This window comes from Leifsonia sp. NPDC077715 (genome assembly GCF_040686855.1).
Taxonomy (GTDB): Bacteria; Actinomycetota; Actinomycetes; order Actinomycetales; family Microbacteriaceae; genus Leifsonia.
Genome location: NZ_JBFBOG010000002.1, coordinates 16,374 through 40,757 on the forward strand (window position 1 = coordinate 16,374; position 24,384 = coordinate 40,757).

Below are 24,384 nucleotides of genomic sequence, written 5' to 3' on the forward strand. Positions count from 1 at the left end.
GGCTAGCCGAGGGCGGAGGCGCTGTCGAGGGAGACCGTGTCGGCCACCGCGTCGCCGGCTTGGCCGAGACGGATCGCGCCGACCGTGACGTCGGCCGCCAGCCGCTGTCGTTTGCGAGGCGCATCGCCGGCCCGCACGTCGAAGCGCAGCCGGACGGTCTCCCCGGCCGCCGCCACCACCGACCCCGGCGACGGATCGCTCCACCCCTCGGGCGTCACGAGCCGGGCGACCACCTCGCGCGGCTCGTCGTACGGGTTCACGACGACGACCTCGTACTCCAGCGCCGCCCCGGGCTGCACGCGCTGGTAGAACGGCTCCACCAGCACCAGGTTGCCGTCGGCCGGCGGGAGCATCCCGTCGTCCGGAAGCAGCCCGTTGTGGATGGCGGCGAGCTCGTCGCCCTGCTCGGTGAGCAGCTGCAGGTAGTCCTCGTCGACCTCGCGGCCCTGCCAGTGGCCGGTGATCATGAGACCGGGAGCCACCCGGCGGTACAGCGCCGCGCTCTGGATGAAGTCATCGCGCCGGAACCGGTTGCGGTACTGGTAGTTCAGGATCTCGCGCTGCACGCCGAGCCGCCCCTCGGCGGTCTGCTGGTCGCCGGTCGCGAGCACCCGGACGCCGTCCACCTCGAACTCGAAGGCGGCGGCGTAGAGCGTGTGCCCGGGCAGTTCGTGGGTGACGAACTCGTACTCGCGCCAGCGCACCGTCTCGCCGAGCGCCAGCACGCGATCGGCCGGGATGGGCTCGAACCACTGGCAGGGCAGGTCGGTCCGCATCGGGTCGGCCATGATGGGCGCGACGTTCTCGGGCAGCCACACCTGCGTCCCCTCGACGTCGCGCAGCAGGTTCAGTCCGGCGATGTGGTCGTCGTGGTAGTGCGTGCCGAGCACCACCTCGATCGAGGTCACGCCGAAGTCGCGCTTCAAGGCGGGGAGGCTCGCGAGCCACGGCCGCCGCGCCGCGCGGTCGGTGCCGGCCGGCCATCCCGTGGACATGTCGTAGCCGTAGTCGATGAACAGCGCCGCTCCGGAGTCGCTGAGCAGCACGTACACGCAGGAGTTGGCGGTGCGGTTGAGGAGCAGGTGGTCGGTGAGGCGGACGAAGGGGCGCTCCAGCCAGTCCCGCAGGTCCCAGGCGTTGGTGCGGCGGGAGTCGACGTAGCCGGCCATCCGGTCGGCCAGCTGTTCCAGCGCATCCATCGCGTCGGCCATCGGCTCGCCGTGCGACGGCAACAGGATGCCGGGCTCCTCCTCCTGAAGGATCAGGCAGGAGAGCACGTTCATCGCCGGGCCCTCGTTCTCGGTGTACGACCACTGGGTCGCCGCGAGCGACCAGACCTTGCCGGGCGCGTAGATGAGGTCGCCGGTGAACGCGATCCGCTCGCCGTCGCGCTCGATCAGGTAGGTGACCGAGCCCATGGTGTGGCCGGGGGTCGGGAGGGTCTTCACCGCGAGGCCGCCGAAGGTCGCGGTGCGGTACTCGGGCACGGTCCCGGCGACAGGCACGGGATCGAGCAGCGAGAAGCGGTCCTGGCGCAGGTTGTAGTCGTTGTACAGCGCCCGGGACGACCACATCTCGTCTACGCGGGTGAAGAGGTCCTGCTCCACCGGCGGCACGAAGATCGGGATGCCCGCGGCCACCGCGCGCGGCAGGCCCTGGCCCTGGTCGCGGTGGTGGTGGGTCATCAGCACGGCGTCGAGCGTGTCGAGGCCGAGCTCGCCGAGGTGATCGAGCACGTCGCCCGACCCGAAGTCGATGACGATGGCGCCGCCGGCGGCCCCGGGCGGCGGGGTGACGACGTAGACGTTGCAGGTGTCCGCGAACCGGTGGACGCCGGGGGCGACCTCGGTGAACGCGCTCATACCGTGCTCGGCTCCTTCTGGGGCTCGTCGTCGCGGGCCGCGCGGTACGCGCGCCACAGGACGGCGATCTCATCGAGGTCGCCGTCGGTGACATCTTCGCGGCTGTTGTCGATGGATTCCACGTAGTAGAGCGCCGGCACGCCGAGCTCCGGCTGGATGCGCGAGTACGCGAGCCATTCCTCCCGGCTCGGCATCGGCCACTGGTCGGTGTCGATCGGGTGGCCCGGGAGCGACGCCGCGGCGATGTCATGGCGGAAGCGCAGCTGGTCGCCGACGGGCACCGGCTCGCCGTGCACCGAGTCCTCGAGCACGTCGTTGAGCCGCACCATGTCGGTGACGTCGGAGAACGAGGGATGCACGGTGTGCGTCACCACGAGCGCGTCGGGCTTCGCGGCCTTGGCGGCCTCGTGGATGGTGCGCACGATGGCGTGCAGCGCGCTCATGCCCCACACGTCGTCGCCGTGCGTGCGGAGCGTGACCCCGGAGGGCGCTCGCTGCGTGAAGTCCACCTTGAAGCCGTCGGCGTCGAGGCCGTCGGGCGAGAGCATCCGCGTCACCTGCTCGGCGAGCGCATCCAGGTAGGCGGGGTTCGACGGGTCGACCGCGACCGGGCGCCCGAAGGCGTCGCGGACGGTCAGCTCCGGGGGGAGGCCACTCGGGTCCCAGGCCTTGAACCACAGCAGGACGCGCTGACCTGCGGCATGCCGCTCGTCGATCCAGCCGCGCAGGTCGGGCCACTTCTCGGTGTCGACCGTGTTGGTGCCGTAGTCGGCCTGCCAGCGGTCGTCGATCACGACGGTCCCTGGGTGGAGGTCGCGCTCGGCGAGGCGGCGCAGCCAGCGGTCGTAGAGGTACTGGCGGGCGAGGTCGGGCGCGAACGCCGCGCCCGACGGCAGGACGAAGCCGTCGGCGTTGTCGGTCGCCAGCGCCTCGCCCTCGTGGCTCATCCGCACGGCGAGCGCGCACTGCGCGCCCCAGCCGCAGAAGATCGGCTCGTGCCACCAGCCGACGGGCTCGGGTGCGGGGGCCGCCCATCCCTTCGCCGCGAGGTCGTCGCGGTAGTCGCGGATGAGGGTCAGCGGTGCGCCGCCGGGCCGCAGCACGAACTCGGGCGAGACCCAGCCGCCGGCGCGAACGCGGGTGTGGCCCTCGTACGTGAGCCGGAACAGGAAGCCGCCGTCGAGCACGTCGTAGCGGAAGGTCGTGAAGCCGAGCTGAGCGATGGGCGCGACCACCGAGACGCCGAGCCAGTCGCCGACCGGCATGTCCGTCGGGCCGTGCGGAGCATCGGCGGAGATGGACGGACGACCCAGCCCGAAGACGAGCGGCGGCGGAGAGAAGATGCCGTGGAGGCGTCCCGGCTCCGCGTCACCGACGACGCCGAGCTGCGCCTGCGCGTTGGACGGGCGCACGACCTGGATGGGTTCGGTCGGCGTCGGAACATACAGCGACGGGAAGCGGATGCCCGAGCGGAACGTGCCCGCGGCGCCGGTCGGGAGCGCCGCCTGGCCGCCGAACATCGTGAGGTCGGTGATGCGCGCCTCATCCTCCTCGGTGGTCACCTCGACGCGGGCGCGGACCTCGCTCGGCGTGCAGTGCAGCACGATCGCCTTGGTGGCCCAGGCGCTGGAGTCGGTGAGCACGGTGACGCGTACCGACCCGTCGTCCTCCTCCTCGACCGTGACCGCGGTCGGGCCGGACGACTCGTCGGGCACGCCGAGGCGGTCGACGCTCGCGAGCAGGGAGAGGTCGCTCCACAGCTCGCCGTCCGGACCGGCGATGGTCGCGCGCGGGCGGGCGAGGGCCACGCCGAGCGTGTACGCGGGGGCGACGAGCACGACCTCGGTCGCGCTGCGGGTGACGGTGATGTCCTGGGTGGTCTGCATGGTCCTCGGGGTGGGGGGAAGGTGAGGTCGCGGGTGGTTCAGAGGGTGGCGAGCGCGGCGACGGAGTCGACGGCGAGGGGGCCGCCGGCTCCCTGCAGGTGGATGCGGAAGCGCGGTTCGGGAGCGAACGCGACCTCGAGCGTGGCGCGCTCGTCGCCGAGCGTCCACTCGAGCACGAGCGCGTCCGCCTCCACACGGTAGCCGAACTCGCCGGTGAAGGCGGCGTGCGCCGACCGCAACCGGACGAGGGCGAGCTGGGCGCGGGTGACGTCGCTCGCCATCGCCGCGTCGAACTCCGCCGACGTGTACACGTGCCGATTGACGTCGCGTCCCTGCCCGGTGCGCTCGAACAGCGCCACGTCGTCCAGGCCGCCGAGAAGTCCGACGTAGTACAGCTGGGGGCGCCCGGGCAGCCACAGTTGGACGGCGCGGCAGAGCAGGTAGGCGTTCGCATCCGCGCCGAGGGCGGAGAAGAACGTCGCGTTGATCTGGTGCGGCAGGCTCATCCACGCCGGGATGACGGATGCGAGGGTCGAGTGGCCGTGCGTGGCCTCGGCCGCGCGGGCGAAGATCGCGGCCATGTCGTCCTGGCTGATGAGGCCCGGGCGGTCGCCCGACGGGCCGGCGTCGATGATGCCGATGCCGTCGTGGGTGTCGAGCACGGTGATCGCGTTCCGCGGGCGGATGCGCAGCCACTCCTGCAGGCGGTCGGAGGTGCCGGTGCCGAGGCTGTGCAGCAGGAGCGGAGCGAGCGCGAAGTCGTAGACGAGATCGACGAGCGGAGCGATGGCGAGCTGCTGCGTGTAGTGCGCGTGCACCTCGACGAGCACCCGAAGGCCCTCCTCGCGAGCGAGCGCGACGATCTCGCGCACGAACTCCAGCGTCTCCGGCGTCATGAAGCTGTCGGACCCGGGCGTCTTGACCGCGTAGCCCACCGCATCCAGCCGGACCGTGGTCACACCGCCGTCGTGCAGGGCGGCGAGGATGCGGCGGAGGTACGCGCGGGCGCGGTCGTTCGCGACGTCGAGGTCGACCTGGCTCGGCATGAAGGTCGTCCAGACCAGGCGGCGGCGGCCGTCCGCCATCCGGTACGCGGTGAAGGGCAGACCGGGTCGCGGGCGGTAGAAGGCGGTGATGTCGTCCTCCGACGCCCGATCGGGGAAGACCGTGTCGAAGGTGAGGAACATGCCGTCGTGCGGAGACTCCTCGCCGAGCGCCAGCCAGTCCACGAACTCGGCCGACTCGCTCGACACGTGGTTCACGATGAGGTCGGCGGTCACCTCGCGGTTCGCAGCGATCGCGCGGACGTCGTCCCAGGTGCCGAGGCGCGGGTCGACCGACGCGTGGTCGATCGGGTCGAAGCCCGCGTCCGCGCCGTCGAACGGCACGAAGAACGGGAGGAGGTGCACGCCCGCGAAGTCACGAAGGGGGCCGTCGAGCAGGGCGCGCAGGCGCGGGAGGTCGCCGCCGAGGCGGTCGGCGTAGGCGAGCAGGTCGACGCCGGTCATGGGGTCGCTCCGTTCTCTGGGGAGGTTCCGTCGGATCCGGAGGCGGCCGCACGGTTCGCGCTGGCGTCCGGCGTCCCCGGATCCGACGGGGTCAGTGCCTCCGCGAGCCGGGCGACGCCGCCCGCCGGGGAGGTGAGTACGGGGATGTCCACGCCGGCCGACTCGGCGGCGGGTGCCATCGAGGCTTGGGCGAGGACGAGGACGGCGGCCGCGGCCTCGCCGGCGGCGGGGTTCGCGGCGGCGCGGACAGCGTCGGCGATGAGACGGTCGTGGGTGGCCTGGTCGCCCGCGGCTCGCGCGGCGGCCGCGCCGTCGACGACCGTTGCGGTGACCGTGGCGCGCACGCCCTGGGCGGCGGCTTCACGCTCGATCAACCGCGTGGTCGGTCCGAGCGTCGCGGTGTTCGTCGCGAGCACCGCGATGCGGGGCTGGGCGCCGGTGGCGGCGGACGCGAGGCGAGCGGCCTCGGCGGCCATGGCTGCATCCACCCGGATGACCGGCACCCCCAGCGAGGCGGCCGCTTCCTCCGCGGCCTCGCCGATGGAGGAGCAGGTGACCAGGATCGCGTCCGCGCCCGACTCCGCCAGGTGGCGCAGGTGCGCGGCGACGCGCTCGCGCACCGCCGGGGTGACACCTTCGGCGATCGCGGTCTCCAGCATCCACGCGTCGACGACGTGCTCACGGCTCGTTCCCGGAACCGCGTCGGCGACGAGCCCGTCGAAGGTCGGCGCGAGCGCCGGGACGGTGTGCAGCAGTCCGGCGATCATCGCGCCTCCCGCCACGGACGCGCCTCGCGGTCGACGACCTCGATCAGGGCCTCGAGCCGCGGCACCGACAGCTCGCGCAGGGCGGCGGGGACGTCGTCTCGCCCGACGACGTCGCTCCACAGCGCCCGACCCGCGAGGAACCCGCTCGCGCCGGCGCGGCACGCCGCCTCGACGGCCGGCAGGAACGCCGGACGGTCGACGCCCTGCGACAGCACCACCCAGGGTCCGATGATGGCGTCGTTCAGCCGCTCGCTCGCCTCGCGCTGCGCGGCCTCGTCGCCGGTTCCCGACAGCGGCACCTGGACCTTGTAGAGGCTCTGGCCGGACGGGGACAGCTCGGCGGCTGCCTCGCGGATGGCGACGTCGAGGTCCCAGGTGCCGGCGTCCAGCTCCTCCGGCGTCGCCCGGACCACGGGCTCCAGCACCGACAGCACACCGCGGGCACGGCACTCGGCGACGAACCGGTGCACGAGCTCGACGCGCTGCTCGCGCTTCGCGTCGCGGCGCCAGATCACCAGCAGCTTCAGTGCGGAGACACCATCGAGGTCCGTCTCCGTCAGAACGACCTCGTCGAGCGCCGTCTCCTCGACCGGACCGCCGTCCTCCTGCGTGAGGTCGTCTGCCGCCAGGATGAGGCCCGTGCCCGAGGGCAGCGTGTCGCGGACCGCCTCCCAGCCGAAGTGCCGGTCGATCAGGAACCCGGACGCCAGCGGGCCGAGCGCCGCGGCGACGTCCAGCTTGAAGCGGATGAGGACGTCGTCGGCCGGGCGGCCGGCGCCGGCGAGGTCGAACATGTGGCGAAGGCTCTCGCGCTGGTCCATCGCCACCATCGCGAGGGACCCGCTCGGGCGGGCGATGGCGTCGAGGTCGAGTGCGGGACGGGAGGCGGTGTCGGTCATGCGGGTTCCTTGCTTCGGAGCGTCGCCGCCTCCACGAAGGCGTCCAGCAGAGCCGGATCGCCCGCGGAGGCGACGCTGTCGGCGCTGCCCGGGTCGTGCGGGTGCACGGGCAGCGAGGTCGTGATGCCGGCCACACGGTGCGCGGCGAGCAGGGCGGCGCCGGTGGCCACGGGTTCGACCGCGGCGACGCGGCGGAGGCGGCCCGGGAGGAGGCGCTGCTTGAGGCGCCACCAGGCGGCGTTGGCGGCGCCGGGTCCGCCGAGCACGGTCAGCTCCGGACGGCGCGGGCCGGCGAGTCCGGTCTGGGAGGCGTCCATCCACGCGAGCTGGAGGGCGAGGCCGGTCAGCACGGCGGTGAGCGTCGCCGCGGGGTCGGCGAGACGACCCGGCGCGCCCTCCTCGACCGGCTGGACCAGGCGCACGGAGGCAGCCGCGTCGGGCGACGGGGACTGCCTGCCGCGCAGGTAGGGGAGGAGGAACGCGTCCAACGGGCCCTCCGCCCGCAGCCGGGCGCCTTCGAGGGCGGCGTGCCGGTCGGCACCCGGAAGGAGCTCGGCGAACGCCCACTCGACCAGCGCGCCCGCCGCCGGGTTGCCGGCCAGGAGGGTTTCGTAGCGTCCGTCGATGCTCCGGGCGAGGCTCATCCCCTGCTCCCGAGCGGCGTCGCGCGGCACGCTCTCGGCGATCCGCAGCAGCGCCTCGGCGGTCCCGACGGAGTCGGCTGCCTGGCCGGGCTCGCGTGCGCCCGCAGCCCAGGCGCCGACGGCGTGATCGTGACCCGCTGCGACGACGGGGATGCCGACGGGCAGACCGAGCGCGCGTGCCGCGTCCGCACCGAGCAGGCCGGCGGTCTCGCCCGGGAGCGCGACCCGGGGGAAACGGTCGGGGGTCAGACCCACCACGCCGACGAGGTCGCGGTCGAACTCACGCGCCAGCGGTTCCCCGGAGGCCGGGAGCCGGTAGGCCATCGTGCGGGCCGCCAGCGTGTGGTCGGTCACCGCCTCACCGGTCAGCGCCGCGATCACCAGCGCATCGGCTCCGAGCCAGCGGGCGTCGTCGAGTCGCGCATCCTGCTGGTCGGCCAGGCGCTGCCAGTGCACGAGCGGCGATTTGTGCGGCGCGGGCACGCCGGTCGCCGCGTAGAGGGCTTCGGCCCCCACGGCCGCCGTCAGCCGGTCGGCCGTGGCGGCGTCGCCGTCCGCCCAGCGCAACAGCTCGCCGCGCGGCTGATCATCGGGGCCGGCGAGCGAGCCGGTCTCCCCCATCGCGGCGACGCCGATGGCGACGATCGGATGCGGGCTGTCCAGCACCACGTCGCGCACCGCGTTCAGGACCACCGACTGCAGCGCCGCGCCGGACGACGGCGTCGGCACCGACAGCGTGCGCTCTTCGCGCACACCGTCGCCGAACACGGCCAGCACCACCTTCGTGTTGGTGGTGCCGACATCCACGCCCAGAGCGGCGAGAGGTGCGTCGGTCACAGACTCCATTCTGTTCACTTCCGAACATTCGCGTCAAGATTTGTGCGTTTGTTGACAAGCGCACCGAGCAGCCGGTTGGATGGACGCCGTGCGCTACACCGACGCCCCCGCCCGCCGCGACGAACTGCTCCGACGACTGTCCGTCGAGGGCTACGTGTCGTCGTCGCGCGTCGCGGAGGACTTCGGCGTCTCCGAGATGACGATCCGCCGCGACCTCCGGCAGCTCGAAGCCGACGGGCTCGCCCGACGCGTCGTCGGCGGCGCCAGCCTGCCGAACCTCGGCCACGGCCGTCCGTTCGACGAGCGGGCCGTGACCGGCAGCGGGGAGAAGCACTCCATCGCCGAGGCCTGCCTCGACCTGCTCGACGGCGCGGTCACGGTCGCCCTCGACGCCGGCACGACGGTCGCGAACCTGGCCGGGATGCTGTACCCGGGCACGACGATCATCAGCCACTCGGTGCCGGTGATCCAGGCGGCGATCGAACGCGACGACGTGGAGCTCGTCGCCGTCGGCGGCGTCTACCAGGCGGAGACCCGCAGCTTCGCCGGCGCCACCGCCCGGCGCACCATCGCCGACTACTCGATCGACGTCGCCGTGCTCTCGGCGACCGCGGTCGACACACGCGGCATCCTCTGCGCCAACGCGCTCGACGCGGAGCTCAAGCAGGAGCTCGCGCGCGCCGCCCGCACGACCGTGCTGCTCGTCGACCACTCCAAGCTCGGCGCCCGGGCCCCGATCCGCGTGGGCGGGCTGGACCTGGTGGATGCGATCCTCACCGACGCGGGCGCCGATCCCGACGACGTCCGCGCGCTGCGCGAGGCCGGTGCGACCGTGATCGTCGCCGGGGAGCCGTTCGACGCGCCCCTGCTCTCCGGTCGTGCGCCGACCCCCGCCTCCGACGAGCCGGGGGTCGGCGTCTCGTGATGCGGCTCGGCGCCGTCGCCGACGACGTGACGGGCGCCTGCGACCTCGCGGGCCGCGTCGTCGAGGCGGGACTCCCCGCGACCGTGCTGCTCGGGACACCCGACGACGCGCCCGGCGATCTGTTCGAGGCCGGCGCGGGATGCGCTGTCGTCGCCCTCAAGGTGCGCACCGCCCCGGCCGCCGAAGCCGCCTCCGCCTCCGCCGCGGCGGCCCGTCTCCTTCTGGGGGCCGGTGCGACGCAGCTCTACCACAAGTACTGCTCGACGTTCGACTCGACGCCCGCCGGGAACATCGGGCCGATCGCCGACGCCCTCGCGTCCGTGGCGGGAGCGACGGCGACCGTCGGCACGCCCGCCACACCCGGCGCCGGGCGCACGCAGTACCAGGGGACGCTGTTCGTCGACGGCGTGCCCCTCGCCGAATCCTCGATGCGCGACCATCCGCTGACCCCGATGCGTGACTCCGATCTCGTGCGGGTGCTGTCGCCGCAGACCCCCGCGCCGGTCGGGCTCGTGCGCTGGCAGGACGTCCGGCGGGGAGCGGACGCGGTGGCCGGGATGGTCGGAGACGGGCACGTCCTGGTGGATGCGCTGACCGAGGCCGACCTCGATGTGATCGCCGAGGCGATCGGCCGGATCGCGGCGCAACGGCCCGTCGTGGCCGGTGGCGGCGCGGGGGTGGCGACGGCCCTGGCCCGCGCGGCGGCATCCACGAGTCTGGGGCACGCACCCGCCACGGCTGGACTTCCGGCAGTGCCGCTCACCGGTCGCCTCATCCTCGCGGGGAGCGCATCGGCCGCCACGCGCGGACAGATCGCGGCCTTCCGCGGCGAGCGCCACGTCCTCGACCCGCTCGACCTGGCCCGCGACCCGCACGCGCTGACCCCGATCCGGGATGCGCTGGCCGCGCACACCGACCCGCTCGCGCCGATCCTCATCCACGCGTCCGGCGATGTCGCCGCCGCGCAGACCGCGCTCGGCGCCGAGCGGGCCGCCGCCCTGCTCGAGGACGCGCTCGCCGAGCTGGCCGCCTTCGCCGTCCACGCCCTCGGCCGCAGCCACCTCCTGGTCGCCGGCGGCGAGACCTCCGGCGCGGTGACCGCCCGGCTCGGCCTGTCGCGGCTCCGCATCGGCGCGCAGGCCGCTCCGGGCGTCCCGTGGGCCGTCTCGTCGTCGGATGCCGGCGACGGACCGCGCACCATCGCCGTCCTGCTGAAGTCGGGCAACTTCGGCGGCCCCGACCTGTTCACCGACGCCTGGGAGGTGTCGCCATGACCACCATCCGCACCGAGGCCGAAGCGCGCGCCGCCATCGTGCGCGCCTGCCGCCACCTGTCGGCGGCGGGCCTGTCGCCGGGCAGCTCCGGCAACGTCAGTCTCCGCGTCGGGTCGCGCATCATCGCGACACCCACCGGTTCGTCGCTGCGGGCGGTCACCGAGGACGAGCTGGCCGCGACGCCGGCCGACCAGGAGGGCGCCCCGCGTCCCACCAAGGAGCTGCCGCTGCACGCCGCGATGTACGCCGCGCACCCGGACGCGACCGCAGTCGTCCACCTCCATTCGCCCTACGCCACGGCGATCGCGTGCCTGCCCCCGGGTGACAGCGGGTACGCGCCGCTGCCCCCGCTCACGCCCTACCGCGTGATGCGGCTGGGTGATGTGCCGATCGTGCCCTATGCCCGACCCGGCAGCGCCGAGCTGGCCGCGGGCGTCGTGGCCGCCGCACCCGGGCACCCGGTGCTGCTGCTCGCGAACCACGGACCGGTCGTCGCCGCCCCCACCCTCGATGCCGCGATCGACCTGGCGGAGGAGCTGGAGACGGCCGCACAGCTGACGCTCCTGTTGCGGCAGGCGCCCGCTGTCGCCCTGGATGCCGCGGCGGTCGCGGCGCTCACCCCGCCGGGCCGCTGAGCCGCCTCCGTTCCGTTCCGTTCCACACCGCTCGATCCCCCAGGAGCACTGAAGATGTCCAGCGTCCGCGCTGCCCCTCCCTCGCCGCCGCGCACGCCGCGCGGGGCTCGGATCCCCTCCGCCCGCCCGGGCGAGAAGCACCTGTCGTCGGTGCCGCGCTTCCTGCTCTGGCAGGCGGCCCGGCAGCCGGCGACCCTCACCGCCGGCGTGCTGTTCGGCGTGGTGTGGATGCTGTGCCAGGCCGTCTGGCCGTACCTGCTCGGCCGCGCGGTGGACGAGGGCGTGTCCGGCGATCCGTCCGCCTTGTGGGGCTGGTGCGGCGCCCTGCTCGTCGTCGCCGTGATCCAGGCGGTAACCGGGATGCTGAGGCACCGCATGGCCGTGTCCAACTGGCTGCGCTCGTCGCTCGGTGTCGCGCGGCTGATCGGCTACCACTCGGCGGAGACGGGACCGGCGATCACCGCGACCACCTCGTCGGGGGAGATCGTCGCGACGGTGAGCACCGACTCCCTCCGCCTCGGGGCGATGTTCGACGTGACCGCGCGCCTCGGCGGCGGCGTCGTCGCGTTCGTCGCGGTGTCGATCATCATGCTGAATGCGTCTCTCCCGCTTGGCCTCGCGGTCGTGATCGGCGTGCCCGCCGTCGCGCTCGTGCTCGCCCTGCTGCTGCGCCCGCTGCGCACGCGCCAGGCGGTGTGGCGCGAGGAGGCCGGCGGCCTGACCACGCTCGGCGCCGACACCGTCGTCGGCCTGCGCGTGCTGCGCGGGATCGGCGGCGAGCACGAGTTCGTCGAGCGCTACGCGACGCAGTCGCAGCGGGTGCGCGCGGCGGGCGTCGGGGTGGCGAAGACGCAGAGCTGGCTCGATGGACTCCAGGTGCTGCTGCCCGGCGCCTTCCTGGTGTTCATCGTCTGGTTCGGCGCGCACCTGGCGCTCGACGGCACGATCACCCCCGGTCAGCTGACGGCGTTCTACGGCTACGCGACCTTCCTGGTGCTGCCGCTGCGCACGGCGGTCGAGGCGGCCCAGACCTTCACCGCGGGCGTCGTCTCGGCGCGGCGCGTGCTGTCGGTGCTCCGCACCCGGCCGGCCGCCCGCGACACCGCCGAACCCGCCGAGGCCCCGGCCTGGGGCTCCGCCATCGAAGACCTCGCGTCCGGCGTGGTCATCGAGCCCGGCCGGTTCACCGCCATCGTCGACGCCGACCCGGATGAGGCGGCCGGCATCGCGACGCGCCTCGGCCGCTTCGACGACAGCGTCCATCACGAAGCGCCCGTGCTCTGGGGCGGAGTGGACCACACCCGCGTGCCGGTGCGGGAGGTCCGCGAGCGCATCGTCGTCAACGACGCGAACCCGCACCTCTTCGGCGGCAAGCTGCTCGACGGTCTCGACACGCTGCCGATCCGTGACGCGGAGTTCACGGACACCTCCACCGGACGCCTGCGCCGCGTCTCCGCCGCGCTCGACACGGCCGCCGCGAGCGAGACCGTCGAGGCGCTTCCGGACGGCGTGCACGAGCGGGTCGCCGAGCGCGGCCGGACCTTCTCCGGCGGTCAGCGCCAGCGGCTCAGCCTGGCCCGGGCGCTGCTGACCGACGCGGAGGTGCTGGTGCTGATCGAGCCGACCAGCGCGGTGGACGCGCACACCGAGGCGCAGATCGCCGAGCGGCTGCGCGAGGCCCGCGACGGCCGGACCACGGTCGTCGTCACCGCCAGCCCACTGCTGCTCGACCGGATGGACACCATCGCCGTCGTGCGGAAGGGCCGTGTCGTCGGGACCGGCACCCACCAGTCCCTGCTCCGCCAGGAGGACGACCTCGGCGACCTCTACCGGGCGATCGTCTCGCGCACCATCAGCGCCGCCGAGCCCGCCGACGGCGAAGACCTCGAGGCCGCGTGGACCGGGTCCATCGACGCGCTCTGGACAGCCACCCACCCGGTGTCCGCGCAGCGCCCGGCCGGCGACAGCAAACGCACGAAGAAGTCGAAGAAGAAGAAGGCGAAGAAGGGGACGGACGATGCTGCTTCCGATCGCTAGCACCGCGACCGTGCGGGCGACCGGCGCCCGCCTGATCCGGCAGCATCGCGGCGGCCTCTCGGTCGTGCTCGTGCTGCACACGCTCGCCGCCGTCGCCGGTCTCGCCGGCCCCGCCCTCATCGGCCTCATCATCGACGGCATCACCGGCGGCAGCCTGTCGTCGGCGGGCATCGACACCATCGCCCTGGTGCTCCTCGGGGCGATCGTCTGCCAGGCCGTCCTGATCCGGTTCGCCCAGCGGCAGTCGATGATCCTCGGCGAGGGCGTGTTCGCGCAGCTGCGGGAGGAGTTCCTGGCGACCGTCGCACGACTCCCGCTCTCGACGGTCGAGGCGGCCGGGACCGGCGACCTGCTCGCCCGCACGACCAACGACATCCAGTCCGTCGCCCAGACGGTGCGCTTCGGCGTGCCGCGGATCCTCGTCGCCGGGGTCACCGCGGTGCTGACCGTCGTCGCGGCGTTCCTGGTGAGCCCGCCGGTCGCCGTCGCGATGTTCGCCGGAGTGCCCATCCTGGTGTTCGCCACGCGCTGGTACCTCAGGCGCTCGGGCCCCGGCTACCAGCGACAGCTGGCGTCCTATGCCACGCTCGGCGGCACGATCAGCGAGACCGTGGACGGCGTCCGCACGATCGAGGCGCTGAGCCTCGCGCCCGCGCAGCGGACGAAGATCGACGCCGCCCTGCGGGAGCGCCGCGAGTCCGAGTGGTACACGCTTTGGCTGCGGTCGTGGTTCTTCCCGAGCACCGACATCGCGTTCCTCCTCCCGGTGATCGTGGTGCTCGCCTGGGGCGCCTACCTCGTCGGCGGGGGCGTGGTCGGCATCGGGGCGGTGACCGCCGTCGCGCTCTACGCCATGCAGCTGGTGTCGCCGGTGGACGAGCTGATCAGCTGGCTGGACGAGATCCAGGTCGGAACGACCGCGCTCTCACGGATCATCGGTGTGGCCGACGTGCCCGAGGACCGGCACGCGACCGGCGAGCAGCCGGCCGACGAGCACGTCGTCGCCTCGGACGTGCGCTACTCCTACCGCGAGGGCACGGAGGTGCTGCACGGCGTCTCGCTCGACCTCGCCGTCGGCGAGCGGCTGGCGATCGTCGGCCCGTCCGGATCGGGCAAGTCGACGCTGGGCCGCCTGATGGCGGGGATCACGGAGCCGTCCGGCGGCCGGATCACCGTCGGCGGCGTCCGCCTGGTCGACCTCCCGCTCGACGACCTGCGCAGCCACGTCGCCCTGGTCACACAGGAGCACCACGTCTTCGTCGGCACCATCGCCGAGAACCTGTCGCTTGCGAAGCCCGGCGCCGGACGCGACGAACTCGCCCGCGCGCTCCGGGTGGTGGATGCGCTGCGCTGGGTCCGCTCCATGCCCAAGGGCCTCGACACGGTCGTCGGCTCGGGAGGGGTCGTCCTCACGCCCGCGCAGGCGCAGCAGCTCGCACTCGCGCGGCTCGTGCTGCTCGACCCGCACACGCTCATCCTGGACGAGGCCACCTCGCTGCTCGACCCCACCGCCGCGCGCGACCTCGAGCGTGCGATGAACCGTGTTCTCGAGGGACGGACGGTCGTCGCGATCGCACACCGCCTCCACACCGCGCACGACGCCGACCGGATCGCGGTGGTGCGCGATGGGCACATCGACGAGCTCGGCAGCCACGAGGAGCTGGTGGCCGCGGGAGGCGCGTACGCCGAGCTGTGGACGTCGTGGCACGGCGGCGGCCGGTGAGCGGACTCGCGTGGCGTGGTGTCGTCGAGGGGTTCTACGGCGAGCCGTGGTCGCACGCCGACCGGCTCGCCTGGTTCCAACGCGGAGGCGCCATCGGGTTGAACCACTACCTGTACGCACCGAAGGACGACCCGTGGCACCGCGAGGACTGGCGGGAGCCGTATCCCGCCGACCGGCTCGCCGGACTCGCGCGGCTGAACGATGAGGCGGCCGCGCGCGGCGTCCGCTTCGTCTACGCGATCTCGCCGGGCCTCTCGATGCGGTTCCACGAGGACGGCGAGCACGAGGCGCTTGCCTGCAAGTGCCGGCAGCTGCTCGACGCGGGCATCCGGTCGTTCGCGCTGCTCTTCGACGACGTGCCCATGGACGATCCGGAAGCGCTCGGACGCGCGCACGGAGCGGTGGCTGCGCGGTTCCGGGAGTCGTTCCTCCGGCCCGCGGGGATCGACGAGCCGGTGCTCTTCTGCCCCACCGACTATGCGGGACTCGCGCGCACGCCCTATCGCGTCGGGCTCGCGAAGACGCTGCCCGCCGACGCGCGCGTGCTGTGGACCGGGCCCGACATCGTCGTGGGCGCGGTGACCGCCGACGACGTCGCACAGGCCGCGCGCAGCTTCGACCGCGACCTCGTGCTGTGGGACAACTTCCCGGTGAACGACTTCGACCGCTCGAGGCTGTTCCTCGGCCCGCTGACCGGGCGGGAGGCCGCGCCGGGCCTGGTCGGCATCGTCGCGAACCCGATGGTGGAGGCCGCACCCTCGCGGTTCGCGCTGGAAACGGTCGCCGAGTGGGCGGCGGATCCCGCCTCCTACGACCCTGCCGCGGCGGCCTCGCGCGCGTACGCGGCCGTGGCCGGGACCGACGACGGCCTGCGCACCCTCGTGGACGCGTGCAGCGCGTGGCCGCCCGGGTCGCCGCGCTGGCCGCGACTGGACGCTCTGGTCGCCGCCGAACGGTGGCGTGAGGCGGCCGACCTGCTCTCCCGCCTCGCCGACACGCACCCCGGCCCCGCCACGCCGCCCGACCTCGCCGCGCAGCTCGCGCCGTGGATCGCCGCAGCGCGAGCGGCCGGAGCCGCCGGCGTGCTCGCCTGCGGCGCGCTCGCGGGCGACGACGCCGCACCGACCGTCGACAGCCTCCTCACCGCCCGCCGAACCCTCGAAGCCGAGTTCGCCGACGTCGCGCGCGGCGCGGTGCTCGCCCTGGTCGATAGGGCCCTCGAACGCCTCGGCGTCGCGCCGCATCGCGCGCTGGGCGACGGTGCCCGCATCGCGGTCCTCACCGGGGCGAACCCCGCCCCCGGCGACCGCGAGCTGGTCGAATTCCTCGGTGGCGCCGGGATGCGCGCCCACCTGGGCGACGATCCGGACGCCGATCTGATCATCATCACCCGCCAGGCGCCCGAGGAGGTCGCGCGTGCCGCGGCGAAGCGCCCGGTGCCGCTGCTCGCGTGGGCGCACCTCGTGCCGCTCGGCCTCGCGTCCGCGGCCGCCGTCCCGCTCTCGGTGGACCGCGTCCACATCGCGGACCCCGCGCATCCGGTGGCCGCCGGGCTCACGGGTGAGGTCGTCGTCTACCGGGGCCGGTCCAAGCTGACCGTCGCCGATCCGCCCGAGGAGACGGCCGTCGTCGCGCGCGAGCCGGAGTCCGGGCGCGCTGTCATCGGCCTGACGCCCGTCGGCGCACGGATGGCCGACGGAAGCGCGGCACCTGCCGCCCGCGCCACATTCTTCCTCGCCGCCGACGGATTCGCGCCGTGGTTGGTGACGCCGGAGGCGCGCGCTCTGCTGCTCGCGACCGTACGCGACCTGCTCGACTGAGCGCGCGGGACGCTCCGCGGAGGGCGCCGCACCCTATGCGGCCTAGAGTTATGCATGTAATGGTTGACCTTCCTCCCGCATCCCTGTCCGACCAGCCCGAGCCCGTCGTCGTCACGAGCGACCCCGGCATCGGCGTGCGCCGGTTCGTCCGCGATGACATCGTGCTCCGGAAGGGCCTGTACACCCTGGTCAGCGGGCCGTTCACGCCGCGGGAGTCGATGATCGAAGACCTCCTCGCCGTGCGCGACGCCCTCGACGAGGCCGCGCTGGAGTACCTGCTCGTCCGCGACGACGACAACCGGCTGATCGTCGCGCTCGACCGCCGCACCCGCAAGCAGACCGCCGCCGCCCTCGCCGAGGCGTTCGCCGACGAGCCGTTCTACGCGCGCAGCATAGACCCCGAGAAGGGCACCGACGACGGCGATCTGCTCATCGCCGACGGCCGCCTTTCGCGCCGCAAGGCCGACATCCTGCGCATCTACCGGCCGCGGCTGGAGCCGATCGGCCGCCTCCGCTACGGCGCCGACACCGCGTTCCAGCTCGAGTTCTGGAAGTTCGGCGACGACGAGATCACGGCGCCCTGCCCGAACGCGCTGATGCGTCCGCGCCTGCCGCGCAGCGAGGCCGTCGAGGCCGAGGTCGAGCTGTACGGACGCCGCTGGCGGACCCTCCAGCACATGTTCGACCCGCTCTCGAGCGACGTCTCCTTCGAGGTCGACATCGTGTTCTCGTGGGTCGACGGCTCCGACACCGAGTTCCAGCGCCGGCGCGCCGCCCAGATGGCGTCGTACGTCGTCGGCGAAGGCGACGACAACGAGGCCCGCTACCGGCAGATCGACGAGCTGAAGTACGCGCTCCGCAGCGTCCACATGTTCGCTCCCTGGATCCGCAACATCTACATCGCGACCGACTCCCCCGTGCCGCCGTGGCTGGATGCGGAGCACCCGCGCATCCACATCATGCGGAGCGAGGACTTCTTCTCCGACCAGTCCGGCCTGCCGACGCACAACTCGCACGCCGTCGAGAGCCAGCTGCACCACATCCCGGGGCTGTCGGAGCACTTCCTGTACTCCAACGACGACATGTTCATCGGGCGCCCGCTGTCACCCGACGTGTTCTTCTCGCCGGGCGGCGTCACCAAGTTCGTGGAGGCGGGCACGCGCATCGGCCTCGGCGAGACCGACCCGGCGCGCAGCGGGTTCGAGAACGCGGCGCGTGTCAACCGCCGCCTGCTGTGGGAGCGGTTCGGCGCGGTCACGACGCGGCACCTGGAGCACTGCGCGGCGCCGCTGCGGATCAGCGTGCTGCGCGAGATGGAGCGGGAGTTCCCCGAGGACTTCCGCCGGACCGCGACGAGCCCCTTCCGCTCGGCGACGGACATCTCGGTGACGAACTCGCTGTACCACTACTACGCGCTGATGACCGGCCGCGCGGTGACGCAGACGCAGGCGAAGGTGCTCTACATCGAGACGACGCTGCGCCAGGCGCCCGACATGATGCGCCGCCTCCTCAAGAAGCGCGACCAGGACATGTTCTGCCTCAACGACGGCTCCAAGCCCGAGATCGACCCCGCCGAGCGCACCCAGATCGTGACCGACTTCCTCGAGCGCTACTTCCCGTTCCCCGCCCCCTGGGAACGCCCCGCCTGAACCCGCCCAACCCCCCACCGTCGAGTACACAAAGATTGCACGCGACACGCCGCATGAGCGTGCAGTCTCTGCGGACTCGATGGGGGGCGTCCGTCAGGCGAGGATGCTGATCGGCTCCGTCGGGGCCTCGCGGCGGGCGGCCGGCGGGATGCGGATGCCGTCGGCGGCCAGGCGGCGCGCCGACTCCTCCGCGTCGATGTAGTCGAGCGCCGGGTACTGGCCGAGCGGCACGACCGAGTGCAGCACCGTGTTCGGGTAGACGTGGACGAGGTTGAACGCCGCGGCACCGTCGCGGCCGCGGGTCCCTCCGACGGGCACGTTGAGGTCCTGCGTGTAGCAGCTGGCCGACGCGACCGAGACCGGGATGCCCGCGAACATCGCCGTCGACGAGTAGTGCAGGTGCCCGGCGAGGATGCTGCGCACGTCGCTGCCCTCGAGCACTTCGCGCAGCTGTGACTGGTCGCGCAGCTCCACCGACACCGCGAGGTCGAGCACGCTCGGGATGGGCGGGTGGTGCATCGCGAGGATGGTTCCCTCCGGGGCGGCCGTCGCGAGCTCCGCCGCCAGCCAGTCGAGCTGCGACTCGCTCACGTCGCCGTAGTGGTGACCGGGAACGGTGGAGTCGAGCACGATGATCCGCAGGCCGCCGACCCAGTACACGTCGTCGACCGGCGAGACGTCGGGCAGCTCATCGCGCAGGCCCTCGCGGAACGCCGCCCGCTCGTCGTGGTTGCCCATCACCCAGATGACGCGGGCGCCCATCCGCTCCGCCGCAGGATCGACGAGTGCGCGGATGCGCTGGTACGCGTCGGGCTGGCCGCGGTCGGCCAGATCGCCCGTGAACACGATCGCCTCCGGTCGCCCGCCAGACGCCTCCACCTCGTCGAGCAGGGCCCGCAGGTGCTGCTCGCTGTCGACGCTGCCGTAGAGGCGTTCGCCACCCGCGAGCAGGTGGGTGTCACTGATGTGCAGAAGGAAGTGGTCCGGCCGCGGGTACTCCGCGATTCGCGTCTTCACGGTGCTATCACACCACCTGGATCTGAACGCGTCGTGAACGGATGCGGTGTGCCGCCTGGATCGGCGGGCGCCGCGTTCCACGCCTCCACGAGCACCGGGATGCCCGCTGACGCCGCGAGCCGACGCGTCTCCCCCGGCAGCAGCGGCCGTGGGTCGCCGCCGACCGAGAGGATGCCGGGCTCGCCGGCGGGCCGCGCATCCACGACTCGCAGGGTGAGCGCCGCGACCGCCCCGGTGTTGCGGACGAACACCGTCCCGTCGTCCTCGCGAGTCGTCTCGAGAGTGGGCGCGGGCACGTCGAACAGGGCGGCGAAGTCGGACGTCGCCGTCGCGATCATCCGTTCGAGGTCGATCACAGCGTCAGCATGCCGCCATTCGGCCTCCCAGAGATAGACCCCGTTCAGGGCGCTGATCGGCACCTCCAGGCTCCCGACCGGGATCGGCTCGCCGACGGACGGCGCGACGACCACGCGCTCGGCCAGCACCGTCCCGTCGAGCGAGCGAGCGCGCAGTGCGACACTCGATCCCGCCTCGACCGGGTCCTCCGCCCACAGCCACGCCTCGACGGACGCGATCGGTTCGCCGGCCCAGACCGCTCGCGACACCTTCAGCGTCACGCGGCGCCGCTCGAACGCGCGCGCCACGGCGAAGAACGCCGGCTTCGGGTCGCCGCGGAAGTCGACCGCCGCCGTGCACCACGCGTTCGGGAAGCTCTCGTTCAGCTGCCACGGCAGCACCATGCTGCAGCGCGGCGCGCGCCGCCGGTCCGCCTCGACCGCGTACTGCAGTCCGGTCGCCTGCAGCAGCTGGGAGGCGCGGTTCAGCGTCTCGAGCGTGTCGGGGCGACCGCCGAACAGCTGCACCACCTGGTCGGCGTTGTTCCACCACTCGCCCAGGTGCCGGTAGACCGGGTTGGTGCGGTCGGCGGGCCAGCGGTCGTCCTCGGGGACGAGCGCTTCCAGCGATCGCAGGTTCGTCATCCCCTCGACGCCGAACTCGGTGTGGGCCAGGCTCGTTCCCGCGTTCGAGAGCGTGTGCTGGCCGACCAATCCCTGGTGCTCCCACGGCCCGTGCACGTCGTGCTGGCCGTCGGGGTCGGCGTGGATGCGGTCGAGCCGGTTGTGGAACTCGGGTCCCGTCGGCGAGGTCGGCAGCCAGCCGCGGTCCGGGTCGAGGCACGCGACGGTCTCGGACAGCGCGGCGAGCACCGGCGAGCGGTCGTCCGAGAGCGGGACCCCGCCCTCGTCGAGCTCGTTCCCGCCGCCCCACAGCAGCAGCGACGGATGGTGCACGCGCGTCGGGATCAGCGCCTCGGCCTCAGCCCGCATCAGCGCGACGAACCCGGGGTCGGTGCTCGGCGCGCTCTGCATCCCGGAACTGGACTGCGAGAACTCCTGCCAGACCAGCAGGCCGAGGCGGTCGCAGCTGGCGTAGAAGTGCTCCGTCTCGATCAGCCCGCCGCCCCACACCCGGATCAGGCGGGCGCCGGACGCGGCGGCGAGACCGAGCAGGTGCTCGACCTTCGCCTCGTCGATCGAGCCGAAGAGGGTGTCGGCCGGGGTCCAGTTCCAGCCGACCAGGTCGACCCGCCGGCCGTTCACGACGGCGGTGTACGGCAGGGCACCGGCCGGAGCACCGGGATTCGGCACCAGCTCCGCCGTGCGGAGGCCGACCGTGCGGGTGGTCGCGTCGTCGTCGCCGAGCGCGACCCTCACCTCGTAGAGCGGCTGGCCGCCGACCGTGTTCGGCCACCACAACTCCGGGTCCGGGATGCGCACCTCCGCAGACCCGTCAGCCGCCGCGACGGTCACCTCGGCGACCGCACGCCCCTCCCGCGACACCGTCACCGTGACGCCGTCAGTATCCGCGCCTCCCACCGGCGCCCCCCACGACACCTCGACGACACCGAGTGGTGACATCTGGTCGCCATTCATACCCGATGGGAGCATCGACTCACCACTCGACGCCGTGAGGCGGGAGCGGACCACCACATCCCCCAGCAGGGCGCGGGCGAAGCGGACGCGCACGCCCTTCCAGACTCCCTGGTGACGCAGGCGCGGCGAGAAGTCCCAGCCGTAGCCGAGTCGCGGGGTGTGGACGCGCACGCGCTCGGTGCGGCCCACCTGCGGTTCCGAGGCAGGCGCGGGGTGCACCCACAGCGCCAGCTTGTGCCGCCCCGCGACCCGTTGCTCCGGCGTCAGCGCGAAGCGGCCACGGTGGTAGAGCCCGTCGACCGAGCCGAGCCGTTCGCCGTCCCAGTAGACGTCCGCTCCGGGATCGACGCCGTCGAGCTCCAGCACCGCGACGCCCTCCGCGGCCGACGCGTCCAGGTCCACGGCGCGCCGATAGACCCACGACCGCTCGGCGACCCACTCGGACGCTCGGCTGTTGCGGCCCACCCGCGGGTCGGGCACCTCCCCGGCCCGGTGCAGGTCGTCGATCACGGCCCCCGGCACCCGCGCCGGAAGCCAGCCGGGTGCCGCCGCGATCGCCGCGGACGCCTCGGCCACGTTGTTGCCGGCCTCCGGCAGGGGCGCCCCGAGATACCACTCGGCGGTGTCGCCGAGTGCTTCGCGGATCGTCCAGCCGTCGCCGTCGAGATGCATCGTCGCGTTGCTCACCCCTCGATCATGTCGGATCTGGGAACGATTCCAGAAATTCGCGAAGTGGGTCTTCCGACTGCTCCGGAGCAGAAGGTACGCTTTCGAAGTTCGCGCGCATCGAATCCATCTGGCAAGGAGGCCTTGACAGGCATGTCCCACCAACTCGCTGTCGCAGCGATCGGCTTCTGGCACGTCCACGCGGGCGACTACGCGCGCAACGTCCAGCAGCACCCCGACACCACCCTCGTCGCCGTCTGGGACGACGACGCCGACCGCGGCCGCGCGGCCGCCGAGGAATTCGGCGTGGAGTTCGTCGCCGACCTCGACGAACTGCTCGCGCGTCCGGAGCTCGACGCCGTCACCATCACCACGGCCACCGACCAGCACCGCGACGTCATCGGCCGCGCCATCGCGGCGGGCAAGCACGTCTTCACCGAGAAGATCCTCGCCCCCACCGTGGCCGAGGCGGAGGAACTGGTCGACCTCGCTCGCGAGGCCGGCGTGGCGCTCGTCGTCTCGCTCCCGCGCCTCTACGACGACTACACCGTCGCCATCGAGCGGGTGCTCGACGAGGGGACGCTCGGCGAGCTCACCTACTCGCGCGTGCGGCTGGCGCACGACGGCTGGGTCGCCGGCTGGCTGCCCGAGCAGTTCGCCGATCCGGACGCGGCGATCGGCGGTGCCCTCACCGACCTCGGCTGCCACCCCGCCTACCTCACCCGGCTCTACCATCGGGCCGAACCGCTCAGCATCTCGGCGAGCTACGGCAGCGTCACGGGACGCGCGGTCGAGGACAACGCGGTCGTCACGGCCGTCTTCCCCGGCGGTCGTCTCGGCGTCTTCGAGGCGAGCGTCGTCACCACGCCGGGCGCCTTCACCGTCGAGCTGCGCGGAACGGAGGCGACGCTGACGTTCGGCTTCGGCGGCGAGCGCCTGCTCGCCAAGGGCGGCGCCTTCGGCGACGACTGGCAGGAGTTGCCCCTCCCGGAGCCGCGCCCGGGCGCCTTCGCGCAGTGGGTGCAGCACATCCACGAAGGCACGACTGCCGACGACAACCTGCGCCACGCCGTCGAGCTGACCCGCATGGTCGTCGCCTCCAACGAGTCGGCCGATTCCGGCCGCGTCGTCGAGCTGGCGCCCGTCGCGGTCGCCTGACACCCCTTCCCCTTTCCCCACCCACTTCCCTCTGAGGAGCACGTTCACCATGCCCAGCAACACGGTCCGCATCGGCCTCATCGGAGCCGGCGGCATCGCCGGAGCCCACGTCGCCGGCTACCTGCGCAATCCCGAGATGGTCACCTTCGCCGCCGTCGCCGACCCCGTCCGTGAGTCGGCGGAGAGCCGCGCGGGCGACTCCGGCGCCGCGATCTACGCCGACTACGCCACCATGCTCGCGGAGGCCGACATCGACGCGGTCGACATCTGCCTGCCCCACCACCTGCACAAGGACGCGATCGTCGCCGCCGCCCGCGCCGGCAAGCACATCCTGTGCGAGAAGCCGCTCTGCCTGACCCCGGAGGAGGCCGCCGAGGTGGACGCCGCGGTCGCCGAGGCCGGCGTCACCCTGATGTGCGCCCACAACCAGCTGTTCCTGCCCGCGGTCGCCAAAGCCAAGGAGCTCATCGACGCCGGCGCGCTCGGCCGGGTCTACGAGGTCCGCACGACCGACAGCTTCTTCAACGACTTCGACCCGTCGAACATGGGATGGCGCGCTCACGCCTCCACGAGCGGCGGCGGCGAGTTGATCGACACCGGCTACCACCCCACCTACCTGCTGCTGCACCTGGCCGGCGGCTCTCCGGTCGAGGTCACGGCGATGCTCGCGACCCACCGCCTGTCGTTCATGGAGGGCGAGGACTCCGCGCAGGTGCTCGTGCGTTTCGACAACGGCGTGATCGGCAGCCTCGTGACGAGCTGGGCGTACCAGCCGGCGGACGGCACCGAGAAGTTCTCGGTGGTGGGAGAGTCGGGGAGCCTGACGAGTGACGGCACCTCGCTTACGTTCCGCGGTCGCGGCGACGACGCGCCGACCGTCTTCGAGCTGGAGCCGGTGCATGAGTTCGGCGAGGAGATCGCCCACTTCGCGCGGAGCATCCTGGACGGGACGCGGCCCCTGCACACGCAGAAGGAGGGCATCGAGGTGCTGGGCATCATCCTCGCCGCGTACGAGTCGGCGGAGCACCGGACGATCGCTCCGGTCCGCTCCGTGCGCGAGCTCGTGACCACGACGGGAGATTGACACCGGAGGGGCGTCTTGCCTGACGCGGAGATCGGGGGTATATCCAGCGGGCCTGCGCC

The 24,384-nt window shown here is 73.0% G+C and carries 17 protein-coding genes; 9 read left to right on the plus strand and 8 right to left on the minus strand.

Features of this window, described 5'->3' with window-relative positions; all coding sequences use genetic code 11:
- Window positions 1-2 precede the first annotated feature (2 nt).
- The 6 genes from AB0P25_RS06910 to AB0P25_RS06935 are packed head-to-tail and all read right to left on the minus strand — an operon-like array spanning window position 3 to window position 8,412.
- Window positions 3-1,862, minus strand: a complete 1,860-nt coding sequence (locus AB0P25_RS06910) for an MBL fold metallo-hydrolase (protein ID WP_363806278.1) — start codon at window positions 1,860-1,862, stop codon at window positions 3-5.
- On the minus strand, window positions 1,859-3,748 hold the full coding sequence (locus AB0P25_RS06915; RefSeq protein ID WP_363806279.1) for a hypothetical protein: 1,890 nt from the start codon (window positions 3,746-3,748) through the stop codon (window positions 1,859-1,861). Before AB0P25_RS06915 ends, AB0P25_RS06910 begins: the two co-directional genes overlap by 4 nt.
- Before the next feature lie 38 nt (window positions 3,749-3,786).
- Window positions 3,787-5,256, minus strand: coding sequence for a sucrose phosphorylase (gtfA, locus tag AB0P25_RS06920; RefSeq protein WP_363806280.1), 1,470 nt, complete (start codon window positions 5,254-5,256; stop codon window positions 3,787-3,789).
- Window positions 5,253-6,038 (minus strand): aspartate/glutamate racemase family protein, encoded by a 786-nt coding sequence (locus tag AB0P25_RS06925; RefSeq protein ID WP_363806281.1) that lies wholly within the window; start codon window positions 6,036-6,038, stop codon window positions 5,253-5,255. The genes gtfA and AB0P25_RS06925 overlap by 4 nt, the downstream gene beginning before the upstream one ends.
- Window positions 6,020-6,922: a hypothetical protein gene (locus AB0P25_RS06930; protein WP_363806283.1), complete on the minus strand. Its 903-nt coding sequence runs from the start codon at window positions 6,920-6,922 to the stop codon at window positions 6,020-6,022. The genes AB0P25_RS06925 and AB0P25_RS06930 overlap by 19 nt, the downstream gene beginning before the upstream one ends.
- A complete protein-coding gene (locus AB0P25_RS06935; protein ID WP_363806285.1) occupies window positions 6,919-8,412 on the minus strand; it encodes an FGGY family carbohydrate kinase in 1,494 nt (497 codons plus the stop codon). The genes AB0P25_RS06930 and AB0P25_RS06935 overlap by 4 nt, the downstream gene beginning before the upstream one ends.
- A gap of 70 nt (window positions 8,413-8,482) precedes the next feature.
- On the opposite strand from AB0P25_RS06935, the gene AB0P25_RS06940 reads away from it, so the two are divergent.
- From AB0P25_RS06940 to AB0P25_RS06970, 7 genes are read left to right on the plus strand one after another with little or no spacing between them, the layout of a single operon-like run.
- The gene (locus AB0P25_RS06940) at window positions 8,483-9,328 is read left to right on the plus strand and encodes a DeoR/GlpR family DNA-binding transcription regulator (protein WP_363806286.1); all 846 of its coding nucleotides are present in this window, start codon (window positions 8,483-8,485) and stop codon (window positions 9,326-9,328) included.
- On the plus strand, window positions 9,328-10,602 hold the full coding sequence (gene otnK, locus AB0P25_RS06945) for a 3-oxo-tetronate kinase (RefSeq protein ID WP_363806287.1): 1,275 nt from the start codon (window positions 9,328-9,330) through the stop codon (window positions 10,600-10,602). Before AB0P25_RS06940 ends, otnK begins: the two co-directional genes overlap by 1 nt.
- Window positions 10,599-11,237: a class II aldolase/adducin family protein gene (locus tag AB0P25_RS06950; protein ID WP_363806288.1), complete on the plus strand. Its 639-nt coding sequence runs from the start codon at window positions 10,599-10,601 to the stop codon at window positions 11,235-11,237. The genes otnK and AB0P25_RS06950 overlap by 4 nt, the downstream gene beginning before the upstream one ends.
- A gap of 54 nt (window positions 11,238-11,291) precedes the next feature.
- The gene (locus AB0P25_RS06955; protein ID WP_363806289.1) at window positions 11,292-13,274 is read left to right on the plus strand and encodes an ABC transporter ATP-binding protein; all 1,983 of its coding nucleotides are present in this window, start codon (window positions 11,292-11,294) and stop codon (window positions 13,272-13,274) included.
- A complete protein-coding gene (locus tag AB0P25_RS06960; RefSeq protein ID WP_363806290.1) occupies window positions 13,255-14,997 on the plus strand; it encodes an ABC transporter ATP-binding protein in 1,743 nt (580 codons plus the stop codon). The genes AB0P25_RS06955 and AB0P25_RS06960 overlap by 20 nt, the downstream gene beginning before the upstream one ends.
- Window positions 14,994-16,817 carry a protein O-GlcNAcase gene (locus tag AB0P25_RS06965; protein ID WP_363806291.1) on the plus strand — a complete coding sequence of 608 codons (1,824 nt, stop codon included), beginning with the start codon at window positions 14,994-14,996 and terminating at the stop codon, window positions 16,815-16,817. The genes AB0P25_RS06960 and AB0P25_RS06965 overlap by 4 nt, the downstream gene beginning before the upstream one ends.
- Before the next feature lie 59 nt (window positions 16,818-16,876).
- Window positions 16,877-18,466: a stealth family protein gene (locus AB0P25_RS06970; protein ID WP_363806292.1), complete on the plus strand. Its 1,590-nt coding sequence runs from the start codon at window positions 16,877-16,879 to the stop codon at window positions 18,464-18,466.
- 93 nt (window positions 18,467-18,559) lie between these two features.
- Here AB0P25_RS06970 and AB0P25_RS06975 read toward each other — a convergent pair whose 3' ends face one another.
- Both AB0P25_RS06975 and AB0P25_RS06980 read right to left on the minus strand, forming a co-directional pair.
- Window positions 18,560-19,483 (minus strand): phosphodiesterase, encoded by a 924-nt coding sequence (locus AB0P25_RS06975; protein ID WP_363806293.1) that lies wholly within the window; start codon window positions 19,481-19,483, stop codon window positions 18,560-18,562.
- The gene (locus AB0P25_RS06980; protein WP_363806294.1) at window positions 19,480-22,104 is read right to left on the minus strand and encodes a hypothetical protein; all 2,625 of its coding nucleotides are present in this window, start codon (window positions 22,102-22,104) and stop codon (window positions 19,480-19,482) included. The genes AB0P25_RS06975 and AB0P25_RS06980 overlap by 4 nt, the downstream gene beginning before the upstream one ends.
- Before the next feature lie 132 nt (window positions 22,105-22,236).
- Here AB0P25_RS06980 and AB0P25_RS06985 point away from each other — a divergent pair, with 132 nt between their 5' ends.
- Window positions 22,237-23,241: a Gfo/Idh/MocA family oxidoreductase gene (locus AB0P25_RS06985; RefSeq protein ID WP_363806295.1), complete on the plus strand. Its 1,005-nt coding sequence runs from the start codon at window positions 22,237-22,239 to the stop codon at window positions 23,239-23,241.
- Window positions 23,242-23,290: 49 nt separating this feature from the next.
- On the plus strand, window positions 23,291-24,325 hold the full coding sequence (locus tag AB0P25_RS06990) for a Gfo/Idh/MocA family oxidoreductase (protein ID WP_363806296.1): 1,035 nt from the start codon (window positions 23,291-23,293) through the stop codon (window positions 24,323-24,325).
- Window positions 24,326-24,384: the final 59 nt, after the last annotated feature.